General features: G+C 70.4%; 20 protein-coding genes. 10 read left to right on the plus strand and 10 right to left on the minus strand.

The features are described from left to right. Nucleotides 1-371: 371 nt before the first annotated feature. Nucleotides 372-2,438, minus strand: coding sequence for a TonB-dependent receptor (locus tag HEP73_RS07670; RefSeq protein WP_185823342.1), 2,067 nt, complete (start codon nucleotides 2,436-2,438; stop codon nucleotides 372-374). 168 nt (nucleotides 2,439-2,606) lie between these two features. Here HEP73_RS07670 and HEP73_RS07675 point away from each other — a divergent pair, with 168 nt between their 5' ends. Both HEP73_RS07675 and HEP73_RS07680 read left to right on the plus strand, forming a co-directional pair. Further along, on the plus strand, nucleotides 2,607-3,020 hold the full coding sequence (locus tag HEP73_RS07675) for a MerC domain-containing protein (RefSeq protein WP_145707752.1): 414 nt from the start codon (nucleotides 2,607-2,609) through the stop codon (nucleotides 3,018-3,020). Nucleotides 3,021-3,130: 110 nt separating this feature from the next. After that, on the plus strand, nucleotides 3,131-3,316 hold the full coding sequence (locus HEP73_RS07680; protein WP_185815867.1) for a 30S ribosomal protein THX: 186 nt from the start codon (nucleotides 3,131-3,133) through the stop codon (nucleotides 3,314-3,316). A 191-nt stretch (nucleotides 3,317-3,507) separates the two neighbouring features. Here the strand turns inward: HEP73_RS07680 and HEP73_RS07685 are convergent, their stop codons facing one another. The 4 genes from HEP73_RS07685 to HEP73_RS07700 form a co-directional block, all read right to left on the minus strand. Next, complete coding sequence (locus HEP73_RS07685) at nucleotides 3,508-4,905, minus strand: chloride channel protein (RefSeq protein WP_185815868.1); 1,398 nt, start codon at nucleotides 4,903-4,905, stop codon at nucleotides 3,508-3,510. 340 nt (nucleotides 4,906-5,245) lie between these two features. Continuing rightward, nucleotides 5,246-6,514, minus strand: a complete 1,269-nt coding sequence (locus HEP73_RS07690) for an alkaline phosphatase family protein (protein WP_185822739.1) — start codon at nucleotides 6,512-6,514, stop codon at nucleotides 5,246-5,248. A 568-nt stretch (nucleotides 6,515-7,082) separates the two neighbouring features. Continuing rightward, the gene (locus HEP73_RS07695; protein ID WP_185822740.1) at nucleotides 7,083-7,607 is read right to left on the minus strand and encodes a methylated-DNA--[protein]-cysteine S-methyltransferase; all 525 of its coding nucleotides are present in this window, start codon (nucleotides 7,605-7,607) and stop codon (nucleotides 7,083-7,085) included. Next, a complete protein-coding gene (locus tag HEP73_RS07700) occupies nucleotides 7,600-9,075 on the minus strand; it encodes a DNA-3-methyladenine glycosylase 2 family protein (protein WP_185822741.1) in 1,476 nt (491 codons plus the stop codon). Before HEP73_RS07700 ends, HEP73_RS07695 begins: the two co-directional genes overlap by 8 nt. A gap of 189 nt (nucleotides 9,076-9,264) precedes the next feature. Between HEP73_RS07700 and HEP73_RS07705 the strand changes: the two genes are divergently transcribed. Then, a complete protein-coding gene (locus HEP73_RS07705; RefSeq protein ID WP_185822742.1) occupies nucleotides 9,265-10,353 on the plus strand; it encodes a COG3904 family protein in 1,089 nt (362 codons plus the stop codon). A gap of 222 nt (nucleotides 10,354-10,575) precedes the next feature. Here the strand turns inward: HEP73_RS07705 and HEP73_RS07710 are convergent, their stop codons facing one another. Then, nucleotides 10,576-11,421 carry a hypothetical protein gene (locus HEP73_RS07710; RefSeq protein WP_185822743.1) on the minus strand — a complete coding sequence of 282 codons (846 nt, stop codon included), beginning with the start codon at nucleotides 11,419-11,421 and terminating at the stop codon, nucleotides 10,576-10,578. 391 nt (nucleotides 11,422-11,812) lie between these two features. Here HEP73_RS07710 and HEP73_RS07715 point away from each other — a divergent pair, with 391 nt between their 5' ends. The 4 genes from HEP73_RS07715 (at nucleotide 11,813) to ubiM (ending at nucleotide 14,461) form a co-directional block, all read left to right on the plus strand. Then, complete coding sequence (locus HEP73_RS07715; protein WP_185815874.1) at nucleotides 11,813-12,073, plus strand: hypothetical protein; 261 nt, start codon at nucleotides 11,813-11,815, stop codon at nucleotides 12,071-12,073. A 74-nt stretch (nucleotides 12,074-12,147) separates the two neighbouring features. After that, entirely contained in the window at nucleotides 12,148-12,714 is a 567-nt protein-coding gene (locus tag HEP73_RS07720; protein ID WP_255423711.1) for a DUF4019 domain-containing protein, read from the plus strand. A gap of 49 nt (nucleotides 12,715-12,763) precedes the next feature. Beyond that, a complete protein-coding gene (locus HEP73_RS07725) occupies nucleotides 12,764-13,153 on the plus strand; it encodes an MAPEG family protein (protein ID WP_185822744.1) in 390 nt (129 codons plus the stop codon). A 120-nt stretch (nucleotides 13,154-13,273) separates the two neighbouring features. Beyond that, the gene (gene ubiM, locus HEP73_RS07730; protein WP_185822745.1) at nucleotides 13,274-14,461 is read left to right on the plus strand and encodes a 5-demethoxyubiquinol-8 5-hydroxylase UbiM; all 1,188 of its coding nucleotides are present in this window, start codon (nucleotides 13,274-13,276) and stop codon (nucleotides 14,459-14,461) included. A gap of 339 nt (nucleotides 14,462-14,800) precedes the next feature. Here ubiM and HEP73_RS07735 read toward each other — a convergent pair whose 3' ends face one another. The 4 genes from HEP73_RS07735 to HEP73_RS07750 form a co-directional block, all read right to left on the minus strand. Continuing rightward, nucleotides 14,801-15,139 carry a hypothetical protein gene (locus HEP73_RS07735; protein ID WP_185822746.1) on the minus strand — a complete coding sequence of 113 codons (339 nt, stop codon included), beginning with the start codon at nucleotides 15,137-15,139 and terminating at the stop codon, nucleotides 14,801-14,803. Nucleotides 15,140-15,197: 58 nt separating this feature from the next. Beyond that, complete coding sequence (locus HEP73_RS07740) at nucleotides 15,198-15,419, minus strand: RNA-binding S4 domain-containing protein (protein ID WP_185815878.1); 222 nt, start codon at nucleotides 15,417-15,419, stop codon at nucleotides 15,198-15,200. Nucleotides 15,420-15,542: 123 nt separating this feature from the next. Continuing rightward, complete coding sequence (locus tag HEP73_RS07745; protein WP_185822747.1) at nucleotides 15,543-16,202, minus strand: serine/threonine protein kinase; 660 nt, start codon at nucleotides 16,200-16,202, stop codon at nucleotides 15,543-15,545. A 23-nt stretch (nucleotides 16,203-16,225) separates the two neighbouring features. Further along, on the minus strand, nucleotides 16,226-16,732 hold the full coding sequence (locus HEP73_RS07750) for an RNA polymerase sigma factor (RefSeq protein WP_185822748.1): 507 nt from the start codon (nucleotides 16,730-16,732) through the stop codon (nucleotides 16,226-16,228). 159 nt (nucleotides 16,733-16,891) lie between these two features. Between HEP73_RS07750 and HEP73_RS07755 the strand changes: the two genes are divergently transcribed. The 3 genes from HEP73_RS07755 (at nucleotide 16,892) to HEP73_RS07765 (ending at nucleotide 20,903) form a co-directional block, all read left to right on the plus strand. Beyond that, entirely contained in the window at nucleotides 16,892-18,901 is a 2,010-nt protein-coding gene (locus HEP73_RS07755) for a DEAD/DEAH box helicase (RefSeq protein ID WP_185822749.1), read from the plus strand. 131 nt (nucleotides 18,902-19,032) lie between these two features. Next, complete coding sequence (locus HEP73_RS07760; RefSeq protein ID WP_179565957.1) at nucleotides 19,033-19,752, plus strand: pseudouridine synthase; 720 nt, start codon at nucleotides 19,033-19,035, stop codon at nucleotides 19,750-19,752. An 83-nt stretch (nucleotides 19,753-19,835) separates the two neighbouring features. Then, nucleotides 19,836-20,903 (plus strand): GGDEF domain-containing protein, encoded by a 1,068-nt coding sequence (locus tag HEP73_RS07765; RefSeq protein ID WP_255423712.1) that lies wholly within the window; start codon nucleotides 19,836-19,838, stop codon nucleotides 20,901-20,903. Nucleotides 20,904-20,905 lie beyond the last annotated feature (2 nt).

The following is a 20,905-nucleotide window of genomic DNA, read 5'->3' on the forward strand; positions in this document are numbered from 1 at the left end:
GGGCCGGCCGGCACAGCGCGATGCAGGGGACAGCGCGCGGCGCTCTTTGTAACGCCGTTGCGCAGACAGGCTGTTGTGCAGCGCGGAAGATGCGCCGTTTGCGTGATCGGTTGCGCAGGCCGGTCGCCAGCGCTGCGTGTCGTGCGGCGTGCCGTGCGCAGCATGACGCCGCGTTGTGGGAGCGACGTTAGCTGGCCTCGCCCTCTAGGTCACGACGTGACTTGCCGCTGGCACATGGCGCAGCCGATCGCTGTACCGCGCAGTGGCCGCATGCTGTCGCTGCGCGTGTGCCTATCGATCGCGTCTTCCGGCGCCGTAAAAAAAAGGCCGCCCGAAGGCGGCCTCCACTGACGCTCGGGAGGGGAGCCGCGTCAGAAGAACAGGCGCACGCCGAACGAAGCGTTGCGGCCGGGCAGCATCACGTCGTCCTTCAGGAACGAGGTGTGCACGCGCGCGTCCTGGTCGGCCAGGTTGTTGCCGTCCAGGAACACTTCCCAGGCGGTGGCGCCGGCATCGACGTGGTAGGCCAGGTGCGCATCGACCAGCGTGTAGCCGTCGGTCGGGGTCTCGTTGACCGCCACCTTGTCCTGCTTCTGGTAGCGGGTCGCGCCGAGCGAGGCGCGCCAGTTGCTGGCGTCCCAGCGCAGCTGCGCGCCGTAGCGTGCCGGGGCGATGCGTGGCAGGTTGCCGCCATCCTTCAGCCGCGCGCGCACGGTGTCGCCGAACACGCGCAGGTCCCAGGCGCCGCTGTCGTTGTCGGCCAGGTGGAAGGTGGCCTCGCCCTCGAAACCATGGAAGATCGCGTCGGCCTGGGTCCACTGGCGGATCGGCAGGAAGTCGTTGTCTTCCTCATGGAACCACTGCGCGCCGGTATCGACGATGTAGATGAAATCGTCGTAGCGGTTGTAGTACGCCGCCACCTTGGCATCCACCCAGGTGTTCTTGAAGTTCAGTCCCAGCTCGGCCTGGTTGGCCTTCTCCGGCTTGAGGTCGGCGTCGCCGATCTCGTAGGCGAGGGTGGCGATGTGCGGGCCGTCGGCGAACAGTTCCTCTTCGGCCGGCGCGCGCTCGGCATGGTCGAGGTTGGCGGTCAGGCGCCACTGCTCGTTGAAGCGGAAGCCGCCGCTGAGCGAGAAGCTCTTCGGGGTGAAGTCGCGGTCCACGCCGGTGTCGGTCTCGTACTTGACCTTGTCCACGCGCGCGCCGACCTCGGCGGTGACACGTTCCCAGTTGTTGCGGGCCACGGCGAACACGCCGATGGCGCGGGTGTCGGTCTTCGGCACGAACGCCTCTTCGCCGATCGCCTGGAAAGTGGAGTCGCTGCCCTGCACGCCGAACGCGGTCTGCCAGCCGCCGCCGAAGGTGAAGGACGCTTCGACGCGGCCTTCGTTGGCGCGCTTGTCGAATACCGTGCCCACTTCCTCGCCCTCGAACTCGGTGTGGGTGTAGGCGGTGTGGCCGAAGCTGTAGCGCAGCGCGCTGCCGTCGCCCCAAGGATCGGTCAGCCCGCCCTTGAGCTCGTAGCGGTCCTGGTGCATGCGCAGCGATACGCCGCGCTCGCCGGCGGCCAGATCGCCGGGTTCGCCCGGGTTGCCGTAGTTGTCGCGGAAGCGCGAGGCCGATACGCCGACGAAGCCCCAGTCGCCGGCCAGCGAGGCGCCGACCGAACCGGTCTTGGTGTCCAGGAAGGAATTGGCCTGGCGGCCCTGCGGGGTGTCGTAGTCCTTCTGGTTGCGGTACACGCCGTCGGCGTGGATCGACAGGCCGCTGCCGTTGCCGGCATCGACCCGGAACATGTCGGTGTTGCCGTCCTTGTCGCCGCCGTCGAAGCGCACTTCGGCGCGGCCGTGCACGCCGTCCACCGGGGTTTCGGCGATGCGCCCGTCGACCACGTTGACCACGCCGCCGATCGCGCCGGAACCGTACAGCAGCGTGGACGGACCCTTCAGCACTTCGATCTGGTCGGCCAGGAACGATTCCACCGCCGGCGAGTGGTCCTGGCTGACGGTGGACACGTCCTGGGTGGACAGGCCGTCGCTGAGCACCGCCACGCGCGGGCCGTCCAGGCCGCGGATGATCGGCCGGCCCACGCCGGGGCCGAAGTTGGAACTCTGCACGCCGGGCAGGCTGGCCACGGTCTCGCCGACGCTGGCGCCGCGGTTCTCGTCCAGGCGCTCGCCGGCCAGCACGTCCACCGGCTGGCTCAGGTCGCCGGCGGCGTCGCGCAGCGGGCTGGCGGTGACCACCACCGCGTCCATGTCCTTCACGTGGCGGTCCTGCTTGCGGCCGTCGGCATGGCGGCTGTCGCTGGCCGGCGGCGTGGCGGCGTCCGTGGCCGGTGCATCGGCGGCCAGGGCCAAAGCGGGGCTGAGCAGGCCGCCCAGCGCCAGGGACAGGGCGGTGCGACGGAGCGAGCGGGAACGCGAGGAGGAGGACATAGACATACCGAATGGGAGGAAAAAAAGCGCCGCCAGGCGAGCGCGGGCGCTCGCGTTGCCGCGCTGAGGCGGCGACAGGCATGGCAATGGGGGGCGTGGCGACCCCCTGGTCGCCGGCCGGGTAATGTTATATTATTCTATAACGCAATCACCACTGTGCTGGAAGTCATGTCGCCTACCTCCGATCTGCGCGCACTGCTCGACCGCCTCGGCGCCACCGGTTCGCTGCTGTGCGCGGTGCATTGCGCGCTGCTGCCGCTGGCGCTGGCCGTGTTGCCTTCGTTGGGCCTGTCGGTATGGCTGGGCGACGGGGTGGAACGCACGCTGGTGCTGTTCGTGACCTGCCTGGGCCTGTTCAGCCTGGTCCTCGGCTACCGCCGGCATCGCGCCTGGCAGGCGCTGGGCCTGCTGCTGCTGGGTCTGCTGTCGCTGTGGGCCGGCATGCTGGTGCCGGCGCTGCACCACGCGGTGGCGCCGCACGCGGCGATCATGACCTTCGGCGGCACCCTGGTCGGGCTCGCGCACCTGCTCAACCTGCGGCTGAACCACGGCCACGTGCACGACGCCAGCTGCGCCCACTGAGCGCACGTGATAGGCTTGCCGCCCTTGCGCGAGGGCGCTGACCGCGTTGGCCTCGCCAAACCCGTGCACCGCGCGGGGATTTTCGCACACACATTCAGGAGTCGATGAGCATGGGTAAGGGTGACCGCAAGACCGCCAAGGGCAAGCGCTACAACGCCAGCTATGGCAATTCGCGCTCGCATAGCGTGAGCAAGGTGGCCGTGGGCGCCGCGTCGCCGGTCGCCAAGAAGTCGGTGGTCAAGACCCCGGCGGCGAAGAAGGCAGTGGCCAAGAAGACGGTCGCCAAGGCCGGCTGAGCCTCGGCTCCAGCGGTACGAAAGAACGCGGCGCTTGCGCCGCGTTTTTTTTGCCTCGAAAAAAACGCCGCAGCCCGCAGCCCCGCAGGATGCAGCTTAAGCCGCTCTCCCCTCGGCGACCGAAGGAAGTCCCCGTGGGAGAGAGGGGTTGGGGTGAGGGTCCGGCGCGAAGCGACTCGCGGAGTCGGCGCTCAGCGCGGCGGATCGTCCTCGCCGCTGTCGCCGGCCAGGTCGGCGGCCAGCGAGGTCGGTTCGGGTTCGGGTTCGGCGACGCTAGGCACCGGCAGCAACTGTTCCGCCAGCCCGCGATAGATCGGCGTGCGGCACACCAGCGCCGAGGCGCCGCGCGCGATCAGAACGGTGGCCAGGATCGGCAGCAGCATGTCGCTGCTGTCGGTCAGTTCCAGCGAGATCACCGCCGAGGTCAGCGGCGCCTGGGTGACCCCGGTCAGGTAGGCGCACATGCCGAGCAGCACGAAGGTGCGCGGATCCACGTCCGGCATCAGCACCGCCAGGTTGTGGCCGACGCCGGCGCCGACCGCCAGCGCCGGCGAGAACAGGCCGCCGGGGATGCCGGCCACGTACGACACCAGGTTCGCCAGCAGCTTCATCAGCCCGAACTCGTGGCCGACGCTGGCGTGGCCCTGCACCAGGCTGCGCGCCTGCTCGTAGCCGGTGCCGAACGCGCCGTTGCCGAAGATCAGGCCCAGCGCGACCAGGGCCAGGCCGCAGGCCGCGGCCAGCAGCACCGGATGGCGGCCGCGCAGCGCGCCCAGCCAGCGCGGCTTGCCGGCCACGGTGGCCAGCACCATGCGGCTGAACGCACCGCCGAGCAGGCCGGCGACCACCCCGCACAGCACGATCGCCAGCCATGCTCGGCCCAGCGGCAGCGCCGCGGACACCTTGCCGAAGTAGGTGTAGTTGCCGAGCAGGCCCAGCGAGATCACGCCGCCGACGATCACCGCGGTCAGCAAGGTGCCGGAGAAACGGTGTTCGAAACGGCCGCTCAGTTCCTCGATCGCGAACACCACCCCGGCCAGCGGCGTGTTGAACGCCGCGGCGATGCCGGCGGCGCCGCCGGCGAGCAGGAAATGCGAGGCCTGGCGCGGATCGCGGAAACCGAACCAGCGCCCGAGCACGTACATCAGGCTGGCGCCGACGTGCACGGTCGGGCCTTCGCGTCCGACCGAGGCGCCGCCGAGCAAGGCCAGCGTGGTCAGCAGCAGCTTGCCGGCGGACACGCGCAGCGACAGGTTGGTTTGCCGGAACGCGTCGTCCGGCTGCTCCAGCGCGGCGATGACCTGCGGAATGCCGCTGCCGCGGGTGGGCCGCAACACGCCGTTGGTCAGCCAGGCGAGCAGCGCGAACACGCTCGGCGTCAGCAGCAGCGCCCACCACGGCGAGTGCGCGATGATGCGCTGGAACAGATGGAAGGCGGCGTCGCTGGCCTTGGCGAACACGATGGCGACCAGCGCCACCGCGACCGCGCCGCCCCACAGCACCGCGCGCTGTTTCCAGCTCTCGTGCGAGAGCAACGGGCGTAGACGATGGCGCATGCGCGGCGGCGGCACGGGATCGGGCGACTGCATGCTGGGATTGTCGCATGCGCGCCATCGCGTGGGCTTGTCGCCTCGTCCACACATTCATGCCCGGCGCGGTGTGTGGCGCTGCACCGCTGGGCAGATCGCCGCGCCGAACGCGGGCGGTTGCGACGGGCATCTGCAGTCGGCACCGTGGTCCAGGAGCGACGCGGGCCATTGGTCGCGACACGCTTTACCGGCAGGCGGCGGCATGACGGTAGCGCGATTGCGATGCATCGCCGCCGCGGTACGCGCGGCGATGTAGCAACCGATGGCGAGGCGCGCCGCAGGCGGGCCAATGCTGCGCCCGGCTAGCGGCGCTTCAAGGCGCAGCGCAGCGACGCGGCGCTCAGCGCAATGCCGGCAGCAGCGCCTGCGGATCGCCGTCGTTGGGCGCGGCGGGAATTCCCAGCAGCCGGGTCAGCAGCGGATACACATCGACATTGTCGAACGGCGCCAGCGTGGCGCCCTGGCGGAACGCCGGGCCGCGCGCGATGAACACCGCGCGCATCGACGGCAGCGCCGGATCGTAGCCGTGCGAGCCGCGCAGGCCGGTCTGTGGCTTCTCCGCGGCGCGCTCGGCCGGCAGCGCGTCCCAGCCTTCGTGCATCTGGCACACGATCGGCGGGACGCGCGGATTGCTGCCGTAGTGCCAGCGCGCCGGCAGTTCGGCCTTGCGCCAGCAGTCGTACTGCGGATGCGCGCCGAGCAGCTTGGCTTCGACCCTGGCCTCCTGGCCGGGCCGCGGCGCGATGCCGACCGACTGGCCGTAGCTGACCACCTCGGCCTCTTGCATCGACACCATGTCCTCGACGATGACCACCTGCTGCGCCGGCACTGTCGCCATGCCGTGGTCGGAGACCACGATCAGGTTGGTGCGATCCAGTTGCCCGCGCCGGGCCAGCCCGTCGAGCAGGCGGCCGATCGCCGCGTCGACCTGCTCGATCGCGCGCGCGTACTGCGCCGATTGCGGGCCGAAGTCGTGGCCTGCCTCGTCGACCTGCTCGAAATACAGGGTCAGCAACTGCGGCTGCGGCGCGCTGCGATCGTCCAGCCAGCCCAGCACCTGGTTGACCCGCGCGTTCGGCGCGACGTCTTTGTCGAAAGCCTGGCGGCGGCTCGGGCGCACGCCCTGGATCGCCGCTTCGCCGCCCGGCCAGGCCCAGCTCGCCGTGGGCAGGCCGGCCTTCTCGGCGCCGACCCAGATCGGCTCGCCGCCCCACCAGCGGCCGTCGCCGACCGCGTCGCGGTCGCTGACCCGGAACGTGCCCAGCAGCGGGTCGTTCATGCTGTTGTGGACGATGCCGTGGTGGTCCGGACGCAGCCCGGTGACGAGGGTGTAGTGGTTGGGGAAGGTCAGCGACGGATACGACGGCGTCATCCATTGCGCACGCACGCCCTCGCGCGCCAGCCGGCTCAGGTTCGGCGCGATGCCGCGATCGAGCATGTCCGCGCGCAGCGCGTCGATCGAGATCAGCAGCAACAACGGTCGCTGCGCCTGGCTGGATGCGGCCTGCGGCGCGGTGGCCTTGGTGGTGGGAGAAGAGGGGGCGGAGGCGCAAGCGCCGAGCAGCAGCGCCGCGCAGGCGCTTGCCAGTCGTAGGGCGATGGAAGTCATCGGCGCATGATAAGACGCGTCCGGTGACCTGGCGAAGACATCGCCGTGCCGCGCACGCACGAAGCACGCACCCGCGCAGCTGCCGGCCGCAGCAGCCCCTCTCCCGCCGGGAGAGGGGTTGGGGTGAGGGTACGGCGCGAAGCGACTCGCGGAGTTTGGGTGCACGAGGCTTCGCCCGTACCCTCATCCGCCCCTGCGGGGCACCTTCTCCCGACGGGAGAAGGGAGCTGCCGTAGCCCCTCTCCCCCCGGGAGAGGGGTTGGGGTGAGGGTATGGCGCGAAGCGACTCGCTGAGTTCGGGTGCAGGAGGCTTCGCCCGTACCCTCATCCGCCCCTTCGGGGCACCTTCTCCCGAGGGGAGAAGGGAGCTGCCGTAGCCCCTCTCCCCCCGGGAGAGGGGTTGGGGTGAGGGTACGGCGCGAAGCGACTCGCTGAGTTTGGGTGCACGAGGCTTCGCCCGTACCCCCATCCGCCCCTGCGGGGCACCTTCCCCCCGTAGGGAGAAGGGAGCGGTTGTCGGGCACCTCGCTGCCCTCATTCGCCCGTCGGCGCGCAAGCGCACCGCAGCTCAGTCGAACAACGACGCCATCCCGCCGTCCGCCTCGACGGCCCCGCGCCGCTCCAACGCCAGCAGCGCGGCCTTGGTCGGCAGGCCGCCGCCGAAGCCGGTCAGGGTGCCGTTGGCGCCGATCACGCGATGGCAGGGCAGCACGATCGGCAGCGGATTGCGGCCGTTGGCGGCGCCGACCGCGCGCACCGCACGCGGCTGCTCGATCTGCCGCGCCAGTTGCGCGTAGCTCCAGGTCGCACCGAATGGAATCTGCGCCAGCGCCTGCCACACGCGGCACTGGAAGGCGGTGCCGCGCGGCGCCAGCGGCAGGTCGAAGTTGGTACGTTCGCCAGCGAAATACGCCAGCAACTGCTCGCGCGCTGCGCGCACCGGCGCCGCGTCGCGGATCCAGTCGGCGCGGCCGCGCGCGTCGTAGCGGTTCTCCGGGAACAGGATGTGGCGCACGCCGTCGTCGCCGACGGCCACGGTCAGTTCCCCGATCGGGGTGGCGAAGGCGTCGTAGTACAGGCGTTGCTCAGTCATGGGGAGTCTCCTCGGATGGATCGCCGGCCAGATGCCACAGGTGCAGCACGGCATAGGCGCGCCATGGCCGCCAGGCCTGCGCGCGGGCATCGGTGGCGCGTTCGCTCAGGCGCGCGCCGTCGGCGCCGAGCATGCGTTGCAGGACCAGGTCGCCGGCCGGGAACGCATCGGGCTGGCCGAGCGCACGCAGCGCGATGTAGTGCGCGGTCCAGGCGCCGATGCCGGGCAGGGCGGTGGCGCGTTCGACGAACTCGGACAGGCGCTGGCCGGCGCGGAACTGCAAGCGTCCGTCCACCACCGCCGCGGCCAGCGCGCGGATCGTGGCGGCGCGCGAGCGCGGCAGGCCGATCGCCTCCAGCGGCGCGTCCAGCACGTCCTGCGGCGCCGGGAACGCGCGGTCCAGGCCGGATGCCTGGCCCGGTCGATACGCGCCGTGGCGCTCGACCAGACGCGCGGCCAGGGTCGCCGCGCCGGCCACGCTGACCTGCTGGCCGAGCACCGCACGCACCGCCACTTCGAAGCCGTCCCAGCCGCCGGGCACGCGCAGTCCCGGGCGCCGCGCGATCGCGCGCGCCAGCAGCGGTTCGGCGCCGAGCGTGGCATGCACGGCGCGCAGGTCGGCATCCAGATCGAAGATGCGGCGCACCCGCCGCACGATGTCGGGGATCGCGCGCGGATCGGCCGCGGCGATCTGCAGGCGCAGTTCGTGGCGCTGCGGATCGGCCTCGACGCGGATCCTGGTGGAGGCATCGAGTGGGCCGAGCACGCGCTCGTAGCTGGCCTCGCCGATGCGCTCGATGCCAGGGATCGCGCGCTTGCGCAGGAACGCCAGCATCGCCGCGAAATCCAGCGGCGGGCGGTAGCCCAGGCGCAGCAGCAGGTCGCCGCCGGGCACCTCGGCGCGCTGTTTGCGGATCGCCGACGGCGGCATGCCGCAGCCTTCAAGGAATGCGGTGTTGAAGCGGCGCAGGCTGTTGAAACCGGCCGCCAGTGCCACCTGGGTGATCGGCAGCGCGGTCTCGGTCAGCAATTGCTTGGCCAGCAGCAGGCGCCGCGTCGCATGCACCGCCGCCGGGGTGGCACCGAGCTGGGCGACGAACACGCGCTGCAATTGGCGCGCGCTGAGTCCCACGTCGGCGGCGAGCCGTTCGACGCTGGCGTCCTGCAGCGCGCCCTCGGCGATCAGCGCCAGCGCACGCTGCACCGATTCCTCGCCCAGGTGCTGTTGCGCTTCCGGCGACAGCTCCGGCCGGCAGCGCAGGCACGGGCGGTAGCCGGCCGCGGCCGCGGCGGCGGCACTGGGGTAGTAGCGCACGTTGCTGCGCTTGGGCGGCGGCGCCGGGCACACCGGCCGGCAGTAGATGCCGGTGCTGCGCACGGCGGTGAAGAACACCCCGTCGAAGCGCGCATCGCGGGACTGGCGGGCGCGGTCGTAGAGGTCGTGGTCGTCGAGCGTGATGTGCGGCATGGGGCCAGTCTAGTCCGCGCCGCCGCGCTCGACTCGCCGTTTTCGGACATGGATGCATCGGCCCCGGCGTGGTCAATGCGGATGCCCTTATGGTGGGATGCCGGCGGTTTAGGCGCAGTTGGGAACCGAATGCGTATCGGCACTAGACTAGCGACGCGCAGTTCGAAAGCGCCGTCTCTTCCTTCGCGGATGTCCTGCTTGCCTCTTCCGTCAAAAATCTGGTGGCTGTCGTTGTGCTGCGTCGGCCTGTTGTCGTGCCAGCAGGGCGCGCCATCCGCCGGCAGGACCGTGGCCGACAGCCCGCCCGGCGACGGCGAGCACATGGTGTCGGTCGGGACGCCGCCGCCCGCGCCGACGCCGGCGCCGCGGCCTGCCACCACGCCCAAACCCGATGCCGACGTCTGGGAGCAGGCGGCGCTGGAGAACGGCGAGGCCTTCGTCAGCTGCGACACCGACTACGCGGCCGACGCCGGCGACGGCGAGGCGCTGGCCGGGCTGGATCGGCCGACCATCGAGGCGGCGCTGGCGCCATGCCGCGAGCGCGGCCTGCTGCGGGTGCGCTACGAAGGCAAGATCAACGCCGGTTTCGCCGAGATGGTGCGGCGCCTGGCCGAGGTCGCCGCGCACGCCGGCATCGGCAAGCGCGTGCTGGACCTGGATTCCAGCGGCGGCCAGGTCGAGGCGGCGATCCGCGCCGGCGATGCGATCGGCGAGTCCGGCTGGACCATCTGGGTGCGCGAGGGCTCAATCTGCCATAGCGCCTGCGTGTTCGTGCTCGCCGCTGGCGACAACCGGCTGATCTCCGGCAAGGTCGGCATCCACCGCATGATGCGGATCAGTTCCACTGCCACCTCGCGCGCCGAGCTCAATCGCGAACTGCAGGAGGTCTACGGCAACGTCAAGGACTACCTGGAGCGCAACGGCGTGGCCGTGGCGGTGGCCGACCTGATGATGACCGTGCCCAACCGCAGCCTGCGCCTGCTCAGCAATGACGAACTCAAGCAGTACGGGCTGGACGGGACCAACGCGGTGCAGGACGACCTGGAGCGGATCAAGCAGCTGCGCAAGTGCGGCGACGATTTCGTGCGGCGCAAGGACGCGTTCCTGATCGCGTTCGACCACGAGTGCAAGGCCAAGGGCGTGGACCTGGAGACGCTGACCGCCTGCGGCCAGGCGCTGAAGCAGCGCTTCGGCTTCCCCGACCAGGCCTGCCCGGCGGAGAGCCCGTTGTCGGAAATCGACGTGGCCACGCTGCCGCTGGCGTCGCCGGGCGCCTAGTTGCGATTGCTCGGCAGCTTGTTCAGCCAGGGCATGCCTGGATGGGCGTGCGGTGCGGCGCCTATCCCGCCTGCGCGTGGAAGCGGCGGTGGATCCAATCGGCGTGCGCGTCCTGACGGCCTGCAGGTGGCGGTAGTGGTAGGCCGAAGATGCATGCCGCGGTCGGCATGGAATCGCGCCAGGTGCTGCTATAGCTCCGCTCGTCCGGTTCAAGCCTGCCGCTTACGCAACAGCCTTCGGCCCGTGAGCCGCATGCACCAGCGCACAAACGCCGAGCAGGTAGGGCATCAGCCAGGGGATCGCGGGGATGCCGACGATCATGCCGGGCATGGCGAACCAATCGTCGGGCAAGTCGGGATACTGGAGGCCGCGCACCATCAGCGCAACGACGGCGAGAGCGGCCACCGACGCGATGATTCCCGCCCATGCGGGCCGAAGCCAGCCCTGCCGTGCGAACGACAGTGCATAGAGCGCAGTGGAAACATACGTCATCAATCCTGCGAAGAAGAGCAGGACGTCCGCGGCATTGCCGAGCGGCGTGCCGTACAGCGGCAGATAGGCTACCGGTTTATGCGCTTCGGACATTGTCCAGCCGATCATCAGCGCAGCCCAGACGAGTTGAATGAGTGCGGCAAACAGGCCGCTTGCCTGTCCCAGCGGCGCAAGCAGGCGATCGCCTGCAGCGTCGGCCAACGGCTCTTTGAGCAGGAACAGACCCGCACCAAGAACCGCAGCCGAGACAAAAAGAATGACGAACCGGACATGGTTCATTGCGAGATTCGAAGCGAACGGCGGACCGTAGCCCGGCATCAGCGTCAGTAGAGCCCACGGCAGTATCAACAACGTGCCGACAAGCGCGATCCGACGCCTGTGTTCATCCCCGGAGCGCCACGCCCGCAACAGCAGCGGCGCTGCCGCGATGGCCATCATCAGGAGTTGGATGGCCGAAAGCGCAAGGGAGGCCGGAATCGAATAGCGCGCGGGTTTTCCGAAAATGACGATGGCAGCGCACAGCGCCACAACCAGCAGCGGGCCGCTCCAGCCGTTGCGTTTCGTCGTGATTGACATCGGCAATCCTCTACGGGCAACGCGGCACGCGGCGATCGCCGCCATGCTGCATTTTGGAAATGTCGGCTTTCTCCCAGATCACCCCTGAGCGCTGTCGGACCGCTTGCCACTGCGGCCCGGCCATTCCCATGTGTGGGTTCACGGCCTCGCGCCACTCTGGCACAAATGGGCTGGCGCGGGTATCCACAGCGCATCCACGCCGCGGACAGTGGCAGGGGCGGGCGGCATGGCGCGCCAAGGAGCGCCTGGCGGATCACCGGCAGGCTGGATTGCGGGGCGGCCCCGGGTTTCGGCTCGCCCGGGCCAGCCTTCCGTTGCGCCGGCCGGGCTTTCACGTCGCCGGCACCGCGCTGACGCTAGCGTCCGGGCCAATTCCCTGGAGGCGCCTGGCATGTCGGTCGGATCGAAGATGATGATGCGGCTGTACCTGCCCCCGGCCTTGCTGGTGGTGGGCGGTTTCCTGGTGGCGGAGCTGCTGCTGCATTTCGCCAGCGGCAGGTATGCGCAGGTGCTGGCGCGCACCGCCTCGCTGCTGAGCCTGGCCGCCTTGCTCGGCGGCACCGTGTGGGCGCTGTGGGCGAGCTGGCGCGCCTGGCATCGGCAGCGCTATGCGGTGCCGGTGAGCGCGGCCGCGCCAGGCGAGGAGCCGTGAGCGCCGCTGCGCAGGCGCACATGGCCGGCGTAGACTGCGGCCCCCGCCGTCACCGCGCCGCCTGAGCGATGCCCATGCCGTTGTCACTTCGCCTGTTCCCCGCGCTGCTGGGCGCTGCCGTGTTCGCCGCAGCGGCGCAGACCGCACCGACGCAGAGCGTCCCTGCGCAATCCGCGCCGGCCCAGCCCGCGGCGCAGCCAGCGACGCCCAAGCCCGCCGCCGCAAGACCCGCCGCGGCCAAGCATGCCGATCCTGCTGCGCCGGGCCCGCTGTCCAAGCAGGACGCGCAGATGGCCCAGGCCGGCCTGCGCGCCGCGCAGCTGGTCGATGCCGGACGCAGCGGCGAGCTATGGGACGGCGCATCCGCGGTGGCCAAGAAGGCCGTGGCGCGCGATGCGTTCGTGCGCCAGGTCGATGCCGGTCGCGCACGGCTCGGCGCGCTGCTCGGTCGCGGCGTGGCCAGCGTGGCGCGGGTGCAGTACGCGGCCGGTTCGCAGGTGCCGCCGGGGGTCTACGTCAACGTCAGTTTCCCCAGCCGGTTCGCCAACGCGCCGCAGCCGGTGCGCGAGCTGGTCTCGCTGCGCCTGGACGAGGACAAGACCTGGCGCCTGGTCGGCTATCACGTCGGACCGCCGAACTGACGCGCATGCGCGCGTCGCTCCCTAGTTTTCGCAACCGACCGAGGTATCGATGAGTATCGAAATCCGCATGCTGGCCTGGGCGATCCTGCTCGGGATCGTGCAACTGCTGCTGGCCGCGGCGTTCGTCACCGCGCAGCGCGGCCTGAAGTGGAATGCCGGCGCGCGCGACGCGCAGCTGCCGCCGCCCTCCGGCGTGGCCGGGCGCCTGGACCGCGCGCTGCGCAACTTCCTGGAGACCTTCCCGTTCTTCGCCGCCGCGGCGCTGGCAGTGGTGGCGATGGGCAAGGGCAGTGCGCATACCGCGCTGGCGGCGCAGCTATATTTCTGGGCGCGGCTGGCCTATGTGCCGTTGTACGCGGCGGGCGTGCCTTACTTGCGCAGCCTGGTCTGGGCGGTGTCGCTGTGGTCGATCCTGCAACTGGTGTGGGCGCTGTTCTGAGGCTGCGCGCGTAGCGCCCGAAGCGCGACGCTGCGACCGTTTGCCGCAGCGCTGATCCAGATCAATGCCGTGCGCCACGACGGGTTTATGCTGGCTGCGTCTGAGACAGGAAGCGCAGCAATGCATGTGGATATCGCCATTGTCGGTGCCGGCCCCGCGGGCCTGTGTTTCGCCCGCTCGCTGGCCGGTAGCGGCCTGTCGCTGGCGCTGATCGAACCGCAGCCGCGCGCCGCGCTGGCCGAGGCCGCGTTCGACGGCCGCGAGATCGCGCTGACCCACGCCTCGCGTGCCTTGCTCGAGCAACTGGACCTGTGGTCGCGGATCGATCCGGACGCGATCGCGCCGCTGCGCGATGCGCGGGTAATGAATGGCTCCTCGCCGTTCGCGCTGACCTTCGCCGCCAGCCAGGACCGCCGCGGCGACCTGGGCTGGCTGGTGCCCAACCACCTGATCCGCCGTGCCGCGTTCGCCGCGGTGCAGGCGCAGCCGGGCCTGACTCTGCTCGACGGCGTCTCGGTGCAGGCGCTGCGCAGCGACGACAGCCAGGCGCAGCTGAGCCTGTCCAATGGCGAGGCACTGACTGCGCGCCTGGTGGTGGCGGCCGACAGCCGTTTCTCGACGACCCGGCGCATGCTCGGCATCGGCGCGCAGATGCGCGATTTCGGCCGCAGCATGCTGGTGTGCCGGGTCAGCCACGAGCGCCCGCACCACCAAACAGCCTGGGAGTGGTTCGGCTACGGCCAGACCCTGGCGCTGCTGCCGCTGCACGGCAACCAGGCCTCGGCGGTGCTGACCCTGCCGCCGGATCGCGCGCAGGCGCTGCTGGACATGGACGAGGCCGAGCTAGGCGCGCAGATCAGCGCGCGCTTCGAGCGCCGGCTCGGCGCGATGATGCCGATCGTGCGGCCGCAGGCGTATCCGCTGGTCGCGGTGTACGCGCAACGCTTCGTCGGCAAGCGCTATGCGCTGATCGGCGACGCGGCGGTGGGCATGCATCCGGTGACCGCGCACGGCTTCAATTTCGGCCTGCAGAGCCAGGCGCGGCTGGCGCGCGCGCTGCACGCGGCCGCGGCGCAAGGCCGCGACATCGCCGCGCCGGCCTTGCTGGCCGGCTACGAACGCGGCCACCGCCTGGCCACGCGCCCGCTGTACGAGGCGACCAACGCGATCGCCGCGCTGTACACCGACGACCGATTGCCGGCGCGCGCGCTGCGCAACGCGGCCTTGCGCGTGGCCGACAAGGTGGCGCCGTTCAAGCGCGCGATCGCCGCGCACCTGGCCCAGCGTGCTGCGGTGGGTGCGCGCTGAGGCGTGGATGCGCGCGGATGCTGGGAGGCATGTCCCGGTGCTGGGCGCGCCACAGCGGTGGCCGGGCTGCCGGGCCAGTGCCGCCGTGCACCGCTTCTCTCGCCTGCCTGCATGCACCCTGTAGGAGCGGCTTCAGCCGCGACCGGGCATCACCAGAAAAGTTCCGGTCGCGGCTGAAGCCGCTCCTACAAAAGGCCGGCGCCAGCTGTAGTGATGGCATGGCCTATGGATCGGCACGCGAATGCTGGCTGTCCTATTCGCTTGGCGAAGTAATTGTGGGAGCGACTTCAGTCGCTCCCACAAAAATGCAATCGCCCGAATGAAGGCGAGAAAACCGCGCTAACGCTGCGGCGTGCGGGCGAGGCGGCGTGCGTCCGCCTCGGCGATGAGGTGGGCGAAGGTGGCTTGCGCGTCGCCACCGCGCTGCGCCGCTGCGATCGGCGCGATGGCCCAGGCGCAGTCGGCGTGGCGCGGGTGCAGGCGCCAGTCGCCGGCCCAGGCATTCAGCTCGTCCAGCCCCAGGAAGATCGCGCCGCCACGGTCGGCATGCCCGCCATGGATGGATTGCGACAGGCAGAACGGCCGCGCCGCCTCGGGGTCGATCGACAGGCCGTACACGTCGTGCAGCGGATCGTCCGTCGACGGCGCGATGTTGCGTGCGCCGATGTCGATCAACATGGCGTGGCCGCCGTGTGCGGCAGCCGCAAATGCGACGCGCAGGGCGCGCCGGCCACGCTCATGCCTTGCCGATCACCCGGATCTGCACGTCGTCCAGTTCGACCACCTGGCCCGCGCGGACCTTGCAGGCCTTGCGCACCTCGACTTCGCCGTCCACGCGCACCTGGCCTTCGCTGATCACGGTCTTGGCTGCGCCGCCGCTGTCGCACACGCCGGTCAGTTTCAGCAGGTGCTTGAGTTCGACATAGTCGCTTTCTAACTGGAGATCGATGGTCTGCATTGGGGGACGCTGTTCGGAAATCGGCGCCCATTGTCGGTCATTCGCGAAGGAAACGCTCGGACTTCGCGCTGCGCACGCCGTGCCGTACATCTTCGCGTGCATCGCAACGCAGCGGCTGCGCGCTCATTCGTGCCGAAAACGCTCCACCTCGTCGAGCAGGCCGCTGGCCCTGCGCAGGCTCGCTCCGCCCAGGCCGTCGTCGATGATGCGCCGCAGCCGTGGCCGCCCGGGATCGCGCGAACGGCGATACAGCCATGCGCTGCCGGCAAGCCCCGCCAGCCCGGCGCCGAGCCCGATCCATACCACGGCCTGCGCCCGCGCCAGCAGGTCGATGCCGGCGAGCGCGGCCAGCACCATCAGCACCGGCACCCACAGCAGCCACCACGACAGCCCGCAGACCACGCCGCTGCCGACGTACCAGCGGCGGGTGCGCGCGATCCGCTGCTGGATCTCCAGCACCGGCGCGCTGTAGTCGACCTGCAGCAGCCGGCCCAGCACGATGCCGGCCAGCGCCACGGTGGCCACGCCATAGGCATGCACCGCCACGCCCGCGGCGATCAGGTGCGCCGGCAGCGCGCCGCCGCCGCTCCACAGCATGCCGGCCAGGGCGATGCAGCACAGGCCGAACGGCAGCTGCAGCAACTGGCCCCACAGCAGCGGGCGCAGGCTGCGCTGCGCGCGCTGCAGGTTGTGCTGCAGCAGTTGCTGCGCTTGCAGGCGGTCGTGGCGTTGCAGGCGCTGGTCCAGCGCCTGCCAGGCGTGTTTCAGTTCGTCGAGATGCATGTCGAAGGTCCTGTGTGGAAGAGTCAGAGTTCGTCGCGGAGGCGTTGCTTGAGGCGGCCGATCTTGGTGGAGACGTTGCTTTCGCCGATGCCCAGGATCTCGGCGATCTCGCGCTGCGGGCGGTCGTCCAGGTACAGCAGCGCCAGCGCCCGTTCCAGCGCCGGCAGTTGCGCGATGAAGCGGTACAGGGCCTGCACCTGGCGTTCGCGCTCCGGGTCGGCGGCGTGCGGATCGGCGAGGTCCAGGTCCTCCAGCGGCAGGGTCTGCCGATGCGCGCGGCTGCGCCCGCGCAGGTCGCCGATCGCCACGTTCAGCGCGATCCGGTACAGCCAGGTGGAGAACGGCCGCTGCCGGTCGTAGCGGGGGAAGGCCCGCCAGGCCTGCGCGGCGATCTCCTGGATCAGGTCGGCACGGTCGTCCGGATCCCGGCAATAGCTGCCGGCCACTTTCGCGGCGATGCCTCGGTGCGCCTGGAACAGCGTGGCGAAGTCGGCGGGGGCCGGTGCGGCAGGGGTGGGGGCGTCGGGCATTGGGCGGGTCGCGGAAGGGTCTGCAAGGTGGTTCGCGGCAGGCCGGGGTTTCTCACGCCTGAACGGCGTCGTTCACCCGGTTTAGACATGCGGCCCGGCAAGGCGCACAATGCACTTCTTTGCGCCTGCCGGTTCTCTGCGGCGCCTCCGGAGTCTCCCATGTCCCAAGATACCCCCGCGCCGCTGCTGTTCGCAGATCTCGGCCTCTCGCCTGCTGTGATGAAAGCCGTCGCCGATGTCGGCTACGAGTCGCCGTCGCCGATCCAGGCCGCCACCATTCCCGCGCTGCTGACCGGCCGCGACCTGCTCGGCCAGGCCCAGACCGGCACCGGCAAGACCGCCGCGTTCGCGCTGCCGATCCTGTCGCGGCTGGACTTCAACCAGCGCAAGCCGCAGGCGCTGGTGCTGGCGCCGACCCGCGAGCTGGCGATCCAGGTCGCCGAGGCGTTCCATCGCTACGCCGGCGCGATCCCCGGCTTCCAGGTGTTGCCGGTGTACGGCGGCCAGCCCTATGTGCAGCAGTTGTCGGCGCTCAAGCGCGGCGTGCACGTGGTGGTGGGCACCCCCGGGCGGGTCATCGACCACCTGGAGCGCGGCACCCTGGATCTGTCGGAGCTGAAGACGCTGGTGCTCGACGAGGCCGACGAGATGCTGCGCATGGGCTTCATCGACGACGTCGAGGCGGTGCTGAAGAAGCTGCCGGTCTCGCGCCAGGTGGCGCTGTTCTCGGCGACCATGCCGACCGCGATCAAGCGCATCGCGCAGACTTATCTAAACGATCCGGCCGAAGTCATCATCGCCTCCAAGACCACCACGTCGGCGAATGTCCGCCAGCGTTACTGGGCGGTCAGCGGCTTGCACAAGCTCGATGCGCTGACCCGCATCCTGGAAGTGGAGCCGTTCGACGCGATGATCGTGTTCGCGCGCACCAAGGCCGCCACCGACGAGCTGGCGCAGAAGCTGCAGGCGCGCGGCCTGGCCGCCGCGGCGATCAACGGCGACATCCAGCAGTCGCAGCGCGAGCGGGTGATCCAGCAGCTCAAGGACGGCAAGCTCGACATCCTGGTCGCCACCGACGTGGCCGCGCGCGGCCTGGACGTGGAGCGGATCAGCCACGTGCTGAACTACGACATCCCGTACGACACCGAAAGCTACGTGCACCGCATCGGCCGCACCGGCCGCGCCGGCCGCAGCGGCGAGGCGATCCTGTTCGTCAGCCCGCGCGAGAAGGGCATGCTGCGCGCGATCGAGCGCGCCACCCGGCAGCCGATCGAAGAGATGCAGCTGCCGAGCGTGGACGCGGTCAACGACCAGCGCGTGACCCGCTTCATGGAAAAGATCAGCGAGACCATCGCCGGCGGCGGCATCGACACCTACCGCGATCTGCTGCAGCGTTTCGAGACCGAGAAGAACGTGCCGATGGTCGAAGTGGCCGCGGCGCTGGCGCGCCTGCTGCAGGGCGACACGCCGCTGCTGCTGGCGCCGGAGCGCGCGCGTCCGCCGCAGGGCGAGCGCTTCGAGCGGCCCGGTGCCGAGCGCCGCGAGCGCGCCGACCGCGGCGAGCGCACGGAACGTCCCAAGTTCGAGCCCAAGTTCGACCGCGAAGCGCGCCCGCCGCGCCGCGACGAAGGCGAACGCGCGCCGCCGCGTGCGCCGCGTCCCGCGCCGGCCGGGCACGGCCCCGACTACGACTACCAGCGCGACGTCGGCAGCTTCGAGGCCCCGCGCCGCGACAAGGCGCCCAAGGCGCCGCGCGGCGAGCCGGAAGTGGGCATGGAGACCTACCGCATCGAGGTCGGCCACCAGCACGGGGTCAAGCCGGCCAACATCGTCGGCGCGATCGCCAACGAGGCCGGCCTGGAGAGCAAGTACATCGGCCGCATCGACATCCACGACGACCATTCGGTGCTGGACCTGCCGGCGGACATGCCGCGCGAGCTGCTGACCCACCTGAAGAAGGTCTGGGTCTCGGGCCAGCAACTGCAGATGCGCAAGCTCGACGGCGACGACGCGGGCGCCAGCGCGCCGTTCAAGCCCAAGTTCGCGCGCGCCGCCGGCAAGCCCGGCGGCCGCCCGAACGCAGCCGGTCCGCGCCCGGCCGGCGCCGCCACCCGCATGGCCGACAAGGCCGGCGATCGCCCGCCGCGCAAGGGTCCGCCGAAGCGCTGAGGGGCCGGGATTGGGGATTCGGGAGTGGGGATTCGTCCCTGCTCCCGTGTCCCTGAGTTCCTCGCTGCCGCCGCAGATGGCGGTAGCCCGCTTTTGCCAATCCCGAATCCCGACTCCCGAATCCCCGCTCAATGTCCATCCGCCTCAACAAGCACATCGCCGAGACCGGCTACTGTTCGCGCCGCGAGGCCGACCGGCTGATCGCCGCGCGCCGCGTGACCGTCAACGGCCGGCCCGGCGGCGTGGGCGCGGTGGTGGGCGAGGGCGATGAGGTGCAGGTCGACGGCCAGCCGCTGCGCGCGCGCGCCAAGCAGAAGTCCGGTCGCCGCCACGTCTACATCGCGCTGAACAAGCCGGTCGGGGTGACCTGCACCACCGAGAGCGAGGTCAAGGGCAACATCGTCGATTTCGTCGGCCACGAGCAGCGCATCTTCCCGATCGGGCGCCTGGACAAGGAGTCCGAGGGCCTGATCCTGATGACCAGCAACGGCGACATCGTCAACGAGATCCTGCGCGCCGAGAACCGCCACCAGAAGGAATACCTGGTGGCAGTGAACAAGCCGGTCAGCGACGAATTCCTGCGCGGCATGGCGCGCGGCGTGCGCGTGCACAACGAGACCACGCTGCCGTGCCGCACCGCGCGGATCGCCAAGTTCGGCTTCCGCATCGTGCTCGAGCAGGGCCTGAACCGGCAGATCCGGTTGATGGCCGCTGCGTTCGACTACCGCGTCACCCAACTGCGCCGCGTGCGCATCGACAACATCAAGCTCGGCGCGCTGAAGCCGGGCCAGTGGCGCAACCTCACCGAGCAGGAACTGCGCGGCCTGCTGCCGCAGCGCCAGGACTGGTAATCCGGGGCCGCATGGCCTTCACTGGCATCGGCGGCGATTTTGGCGATACTCGCCAGGCAATCCGCCGCCGGCCGCCCGTTCCCGTGATCAAGCCACGCAAGCCCGACAATGAAGCCGAACGCCTGCGCGCGCTGCATGCGCTGCAGATCCTGGATACCGAGCCGGAAGCGTCCTACGACGACCTGGTCGGCATCGCCGCCAGCCTGTGCGACACGCCGTCGGCGCTGATCTCGCTGGTCGACGACGAACGCCAGTGGCTGAAATCGCAGCGCAACGTCACCCTGCTCAGCGCCACGCGCGACGACTCGTTCTGCGGCCACACCATTCTGACCCCGCAGCAGGTGATGGTGGTCAACGACGCGGCGGTGGACCCGCGCTTCGCGTTCAATCCGTTGGTCACCGAGGTCGGCGTGCGCTTCTACGCGGGCTCGCCGCTGGTGAACAGCGACGGGCTGGCGGTGGGCGCGCTGTGCGTGCTCGACCGCCGCCCGCGCACGCTAGAGCCGGAGCAGGTGGTGGCGCTGCAGGCGCTGTCGCGGCAGGTGATGCAGCTGATCGAGCTGCGCCGCACCAGCCATGCGCTGGCGCTGCAGTTGCACGCGCGCGACGGCTACGAGCAGCAGCTGGCGCAGTATCAGTCCACGCTGGAAACGCTCAACGCCGAACTGCTCCAACAGTCGCGCACCGACCCGCTGACCGGGCTGCTCAATCGGCGCGCGTTCGCCACCGCGCTGTTGGTCAACGCGGAGGCGGCGCGGTTCAGCCCCGCGCCGCTCAGCGTGGCCTTGCTGGACCTGGACTATTTCAAGCACATCAACGACCTGCATGGTCACGACAAGGGCGATGCTGTGCTGCTGGCGCTGGCGGACATGCTGCGTGCGCGGGCGCCGGCAGGCAGCCTGGTGGCGCGCTATGGCGGCGAAGAGTTCGCGGTGCTGATGCCGGGCCTGGATGCGGCCGAGGCCATGCACGAATGCGAGACCTTGCGCCAGGAGACCAGCCTGCTGCAGATCGGGGTGCCGTTGACCGCCAGTTTCGGCGTCGCCACCTATCAGCCGGACGAGAGCGCCGAGCAGTTGCTCAAGCGCGCCGACCAGGCCCTGTACCGGGCCAAGCGCGCCGGCCGCGATTGCGTCTCGTTGGCGGAGTGAAC

Origin of the sequence: Xanthomonas sp. GW (genome assembly GCF_014236815.1) — a bacterium.
Classification (GTDB): Bacteria; Pseudomonadota; Gammaproteobacteria; order Xanthomonadales; family Xanthomonadaceae; genus Xanthomonas_A.

Bases quoted from the DNA above. Each gene is read 5' to 3' on its own strand.
- HEP73_RS07670 (WP_185823342.1), bottom strand. From the start codon at position 2,438: ATGTCCTCCTCCTCGCGTTCCCGCTCGCTCCGTCGCACCGCCCTGTCC.
- HEP73_RS07675 (WP_145707752.1), top strand. From the start codon at position 2,607: ATGTCGCCTACCTCCGATCTGCGCGCACTGCTCGACCGCCTCGGCGCC.
- HEP73_RS07680 (WP_185815867.1), top strand. From the start codon at position 3,131: ATGGGTAAGGGTGACCGCAAGACCGCCAAGGGCAAGCGCTACAACGCC.
- HEP73_RS07685 (WP_185815868.1), bottom strand. From the start codon at position 4,905: ATGCAGTCGCCCGATCCCGTGCCGCCGCCGCGCATGCGCCATCGTCTA.
- HEP73_RS07690 (WP_185822739.1), bottom strand. From the start codon at position 6,514: ATGACTTCCATCGCCCTACGACTGGCAAGCGCCTGCGCGGCGCTGCTG.
- HEP73_RS07695 (WP_185822740.1), bottom strand. From the start codon at position 7,607: ATGACTGAGCAACGCCTGTACTACGACGCCTTCGCCACCCCGATCGGG.
- HEP73_RS07700 (WP_185822741.1), bottom strand. From the start codon at position 9,075: ATGCCGCACATCACGCTCGACGACCACGACCTCTACGACCGCGCCCGC.
- HEP73_RS07705 (WP_185822742.1), top strand. From the start codon at position 9,265: ATGTCCTGCTTGCCTCTTCCGTCAAAAATCTGGTGGCTGTCGTTGTGC.
- HEP73_RS07710 (WP_185822743.1), bottom strand. From the start codon at position 11,421: ATGTCAATCACGACGAAACGCAACGGCTGGAGCGGCCCGCTGCTGGTT.
- HEP73_RS07715 (WP_185815874.1), top strand. From the start codon at position 11,813: ATGTCGGTCGGATCGAAGATGATGATGCGGCTGTACCTGCCCCCGGCC.
- HEP73_RS07720 (WP_255423711.1), top strand. From the start codon at position 12,148: ATGCCGTTGTCACTTCGCCTGTTCCCCGCGCTGCTGGGCGCTGCCGTG.
- HEP73_RS07725 (WP_185822744.1), top strand. From the start codon at position 12,764: ATGAGTATCGAAATCCGCATGCTGGCCTGGGCGATCCTGCTCGGGATC.
- ubiM (WP_185822745.1), top strand. From the start codon at position 13,274: ATGCATGTGGATATCGCCATTGTCGGTGCCGGCCCCGCGGGCCTGTGT.
- HEP73_RS07735 (WP_185822746.1), bottom strand. From the start codon at position 15,139: ATGTTGATCGACATCGGCGCACGCAACATCGCGCCGTCGACGGACGAT.
- HEP73_RS07740 (WP_185815878.1), bottom strand. From the start codon at position 15,419: ATGCAGACCATCGATCTCCAGTTAGAAAGCGACTATGTCGAACTCAAG.
- HEP73_RS07745 (WP_185822747.1), bottom strand. From the start codon at position 16,202: ATGCATCTCGACGAACTGAAACACGCCTGGCAGGCGCTGGACCAGCGC.
- HEP73_RS07750 (WP_185822748.1), bottom strand. From the start codon at position 16,732: ATGCCCGACGCCCCCACCCCTGCCGCACCGGCCCCCGCCGACTTCGCC.
- HEP73_RS07755 (WP_185822749.1), top strand. From the start codon at position 16,892: ATGTCCCAAGATACCCCCGCGCCGCTGCTGTTCGCAGATCTCGGCCTC.
- HEP73_RS07760 (WP_179565957.1), top strand. From the start codon at position 19,033: ATGTCCATCCGCCTCAACAAGCACATCGCCGAGACCGGCTACTGTTCG.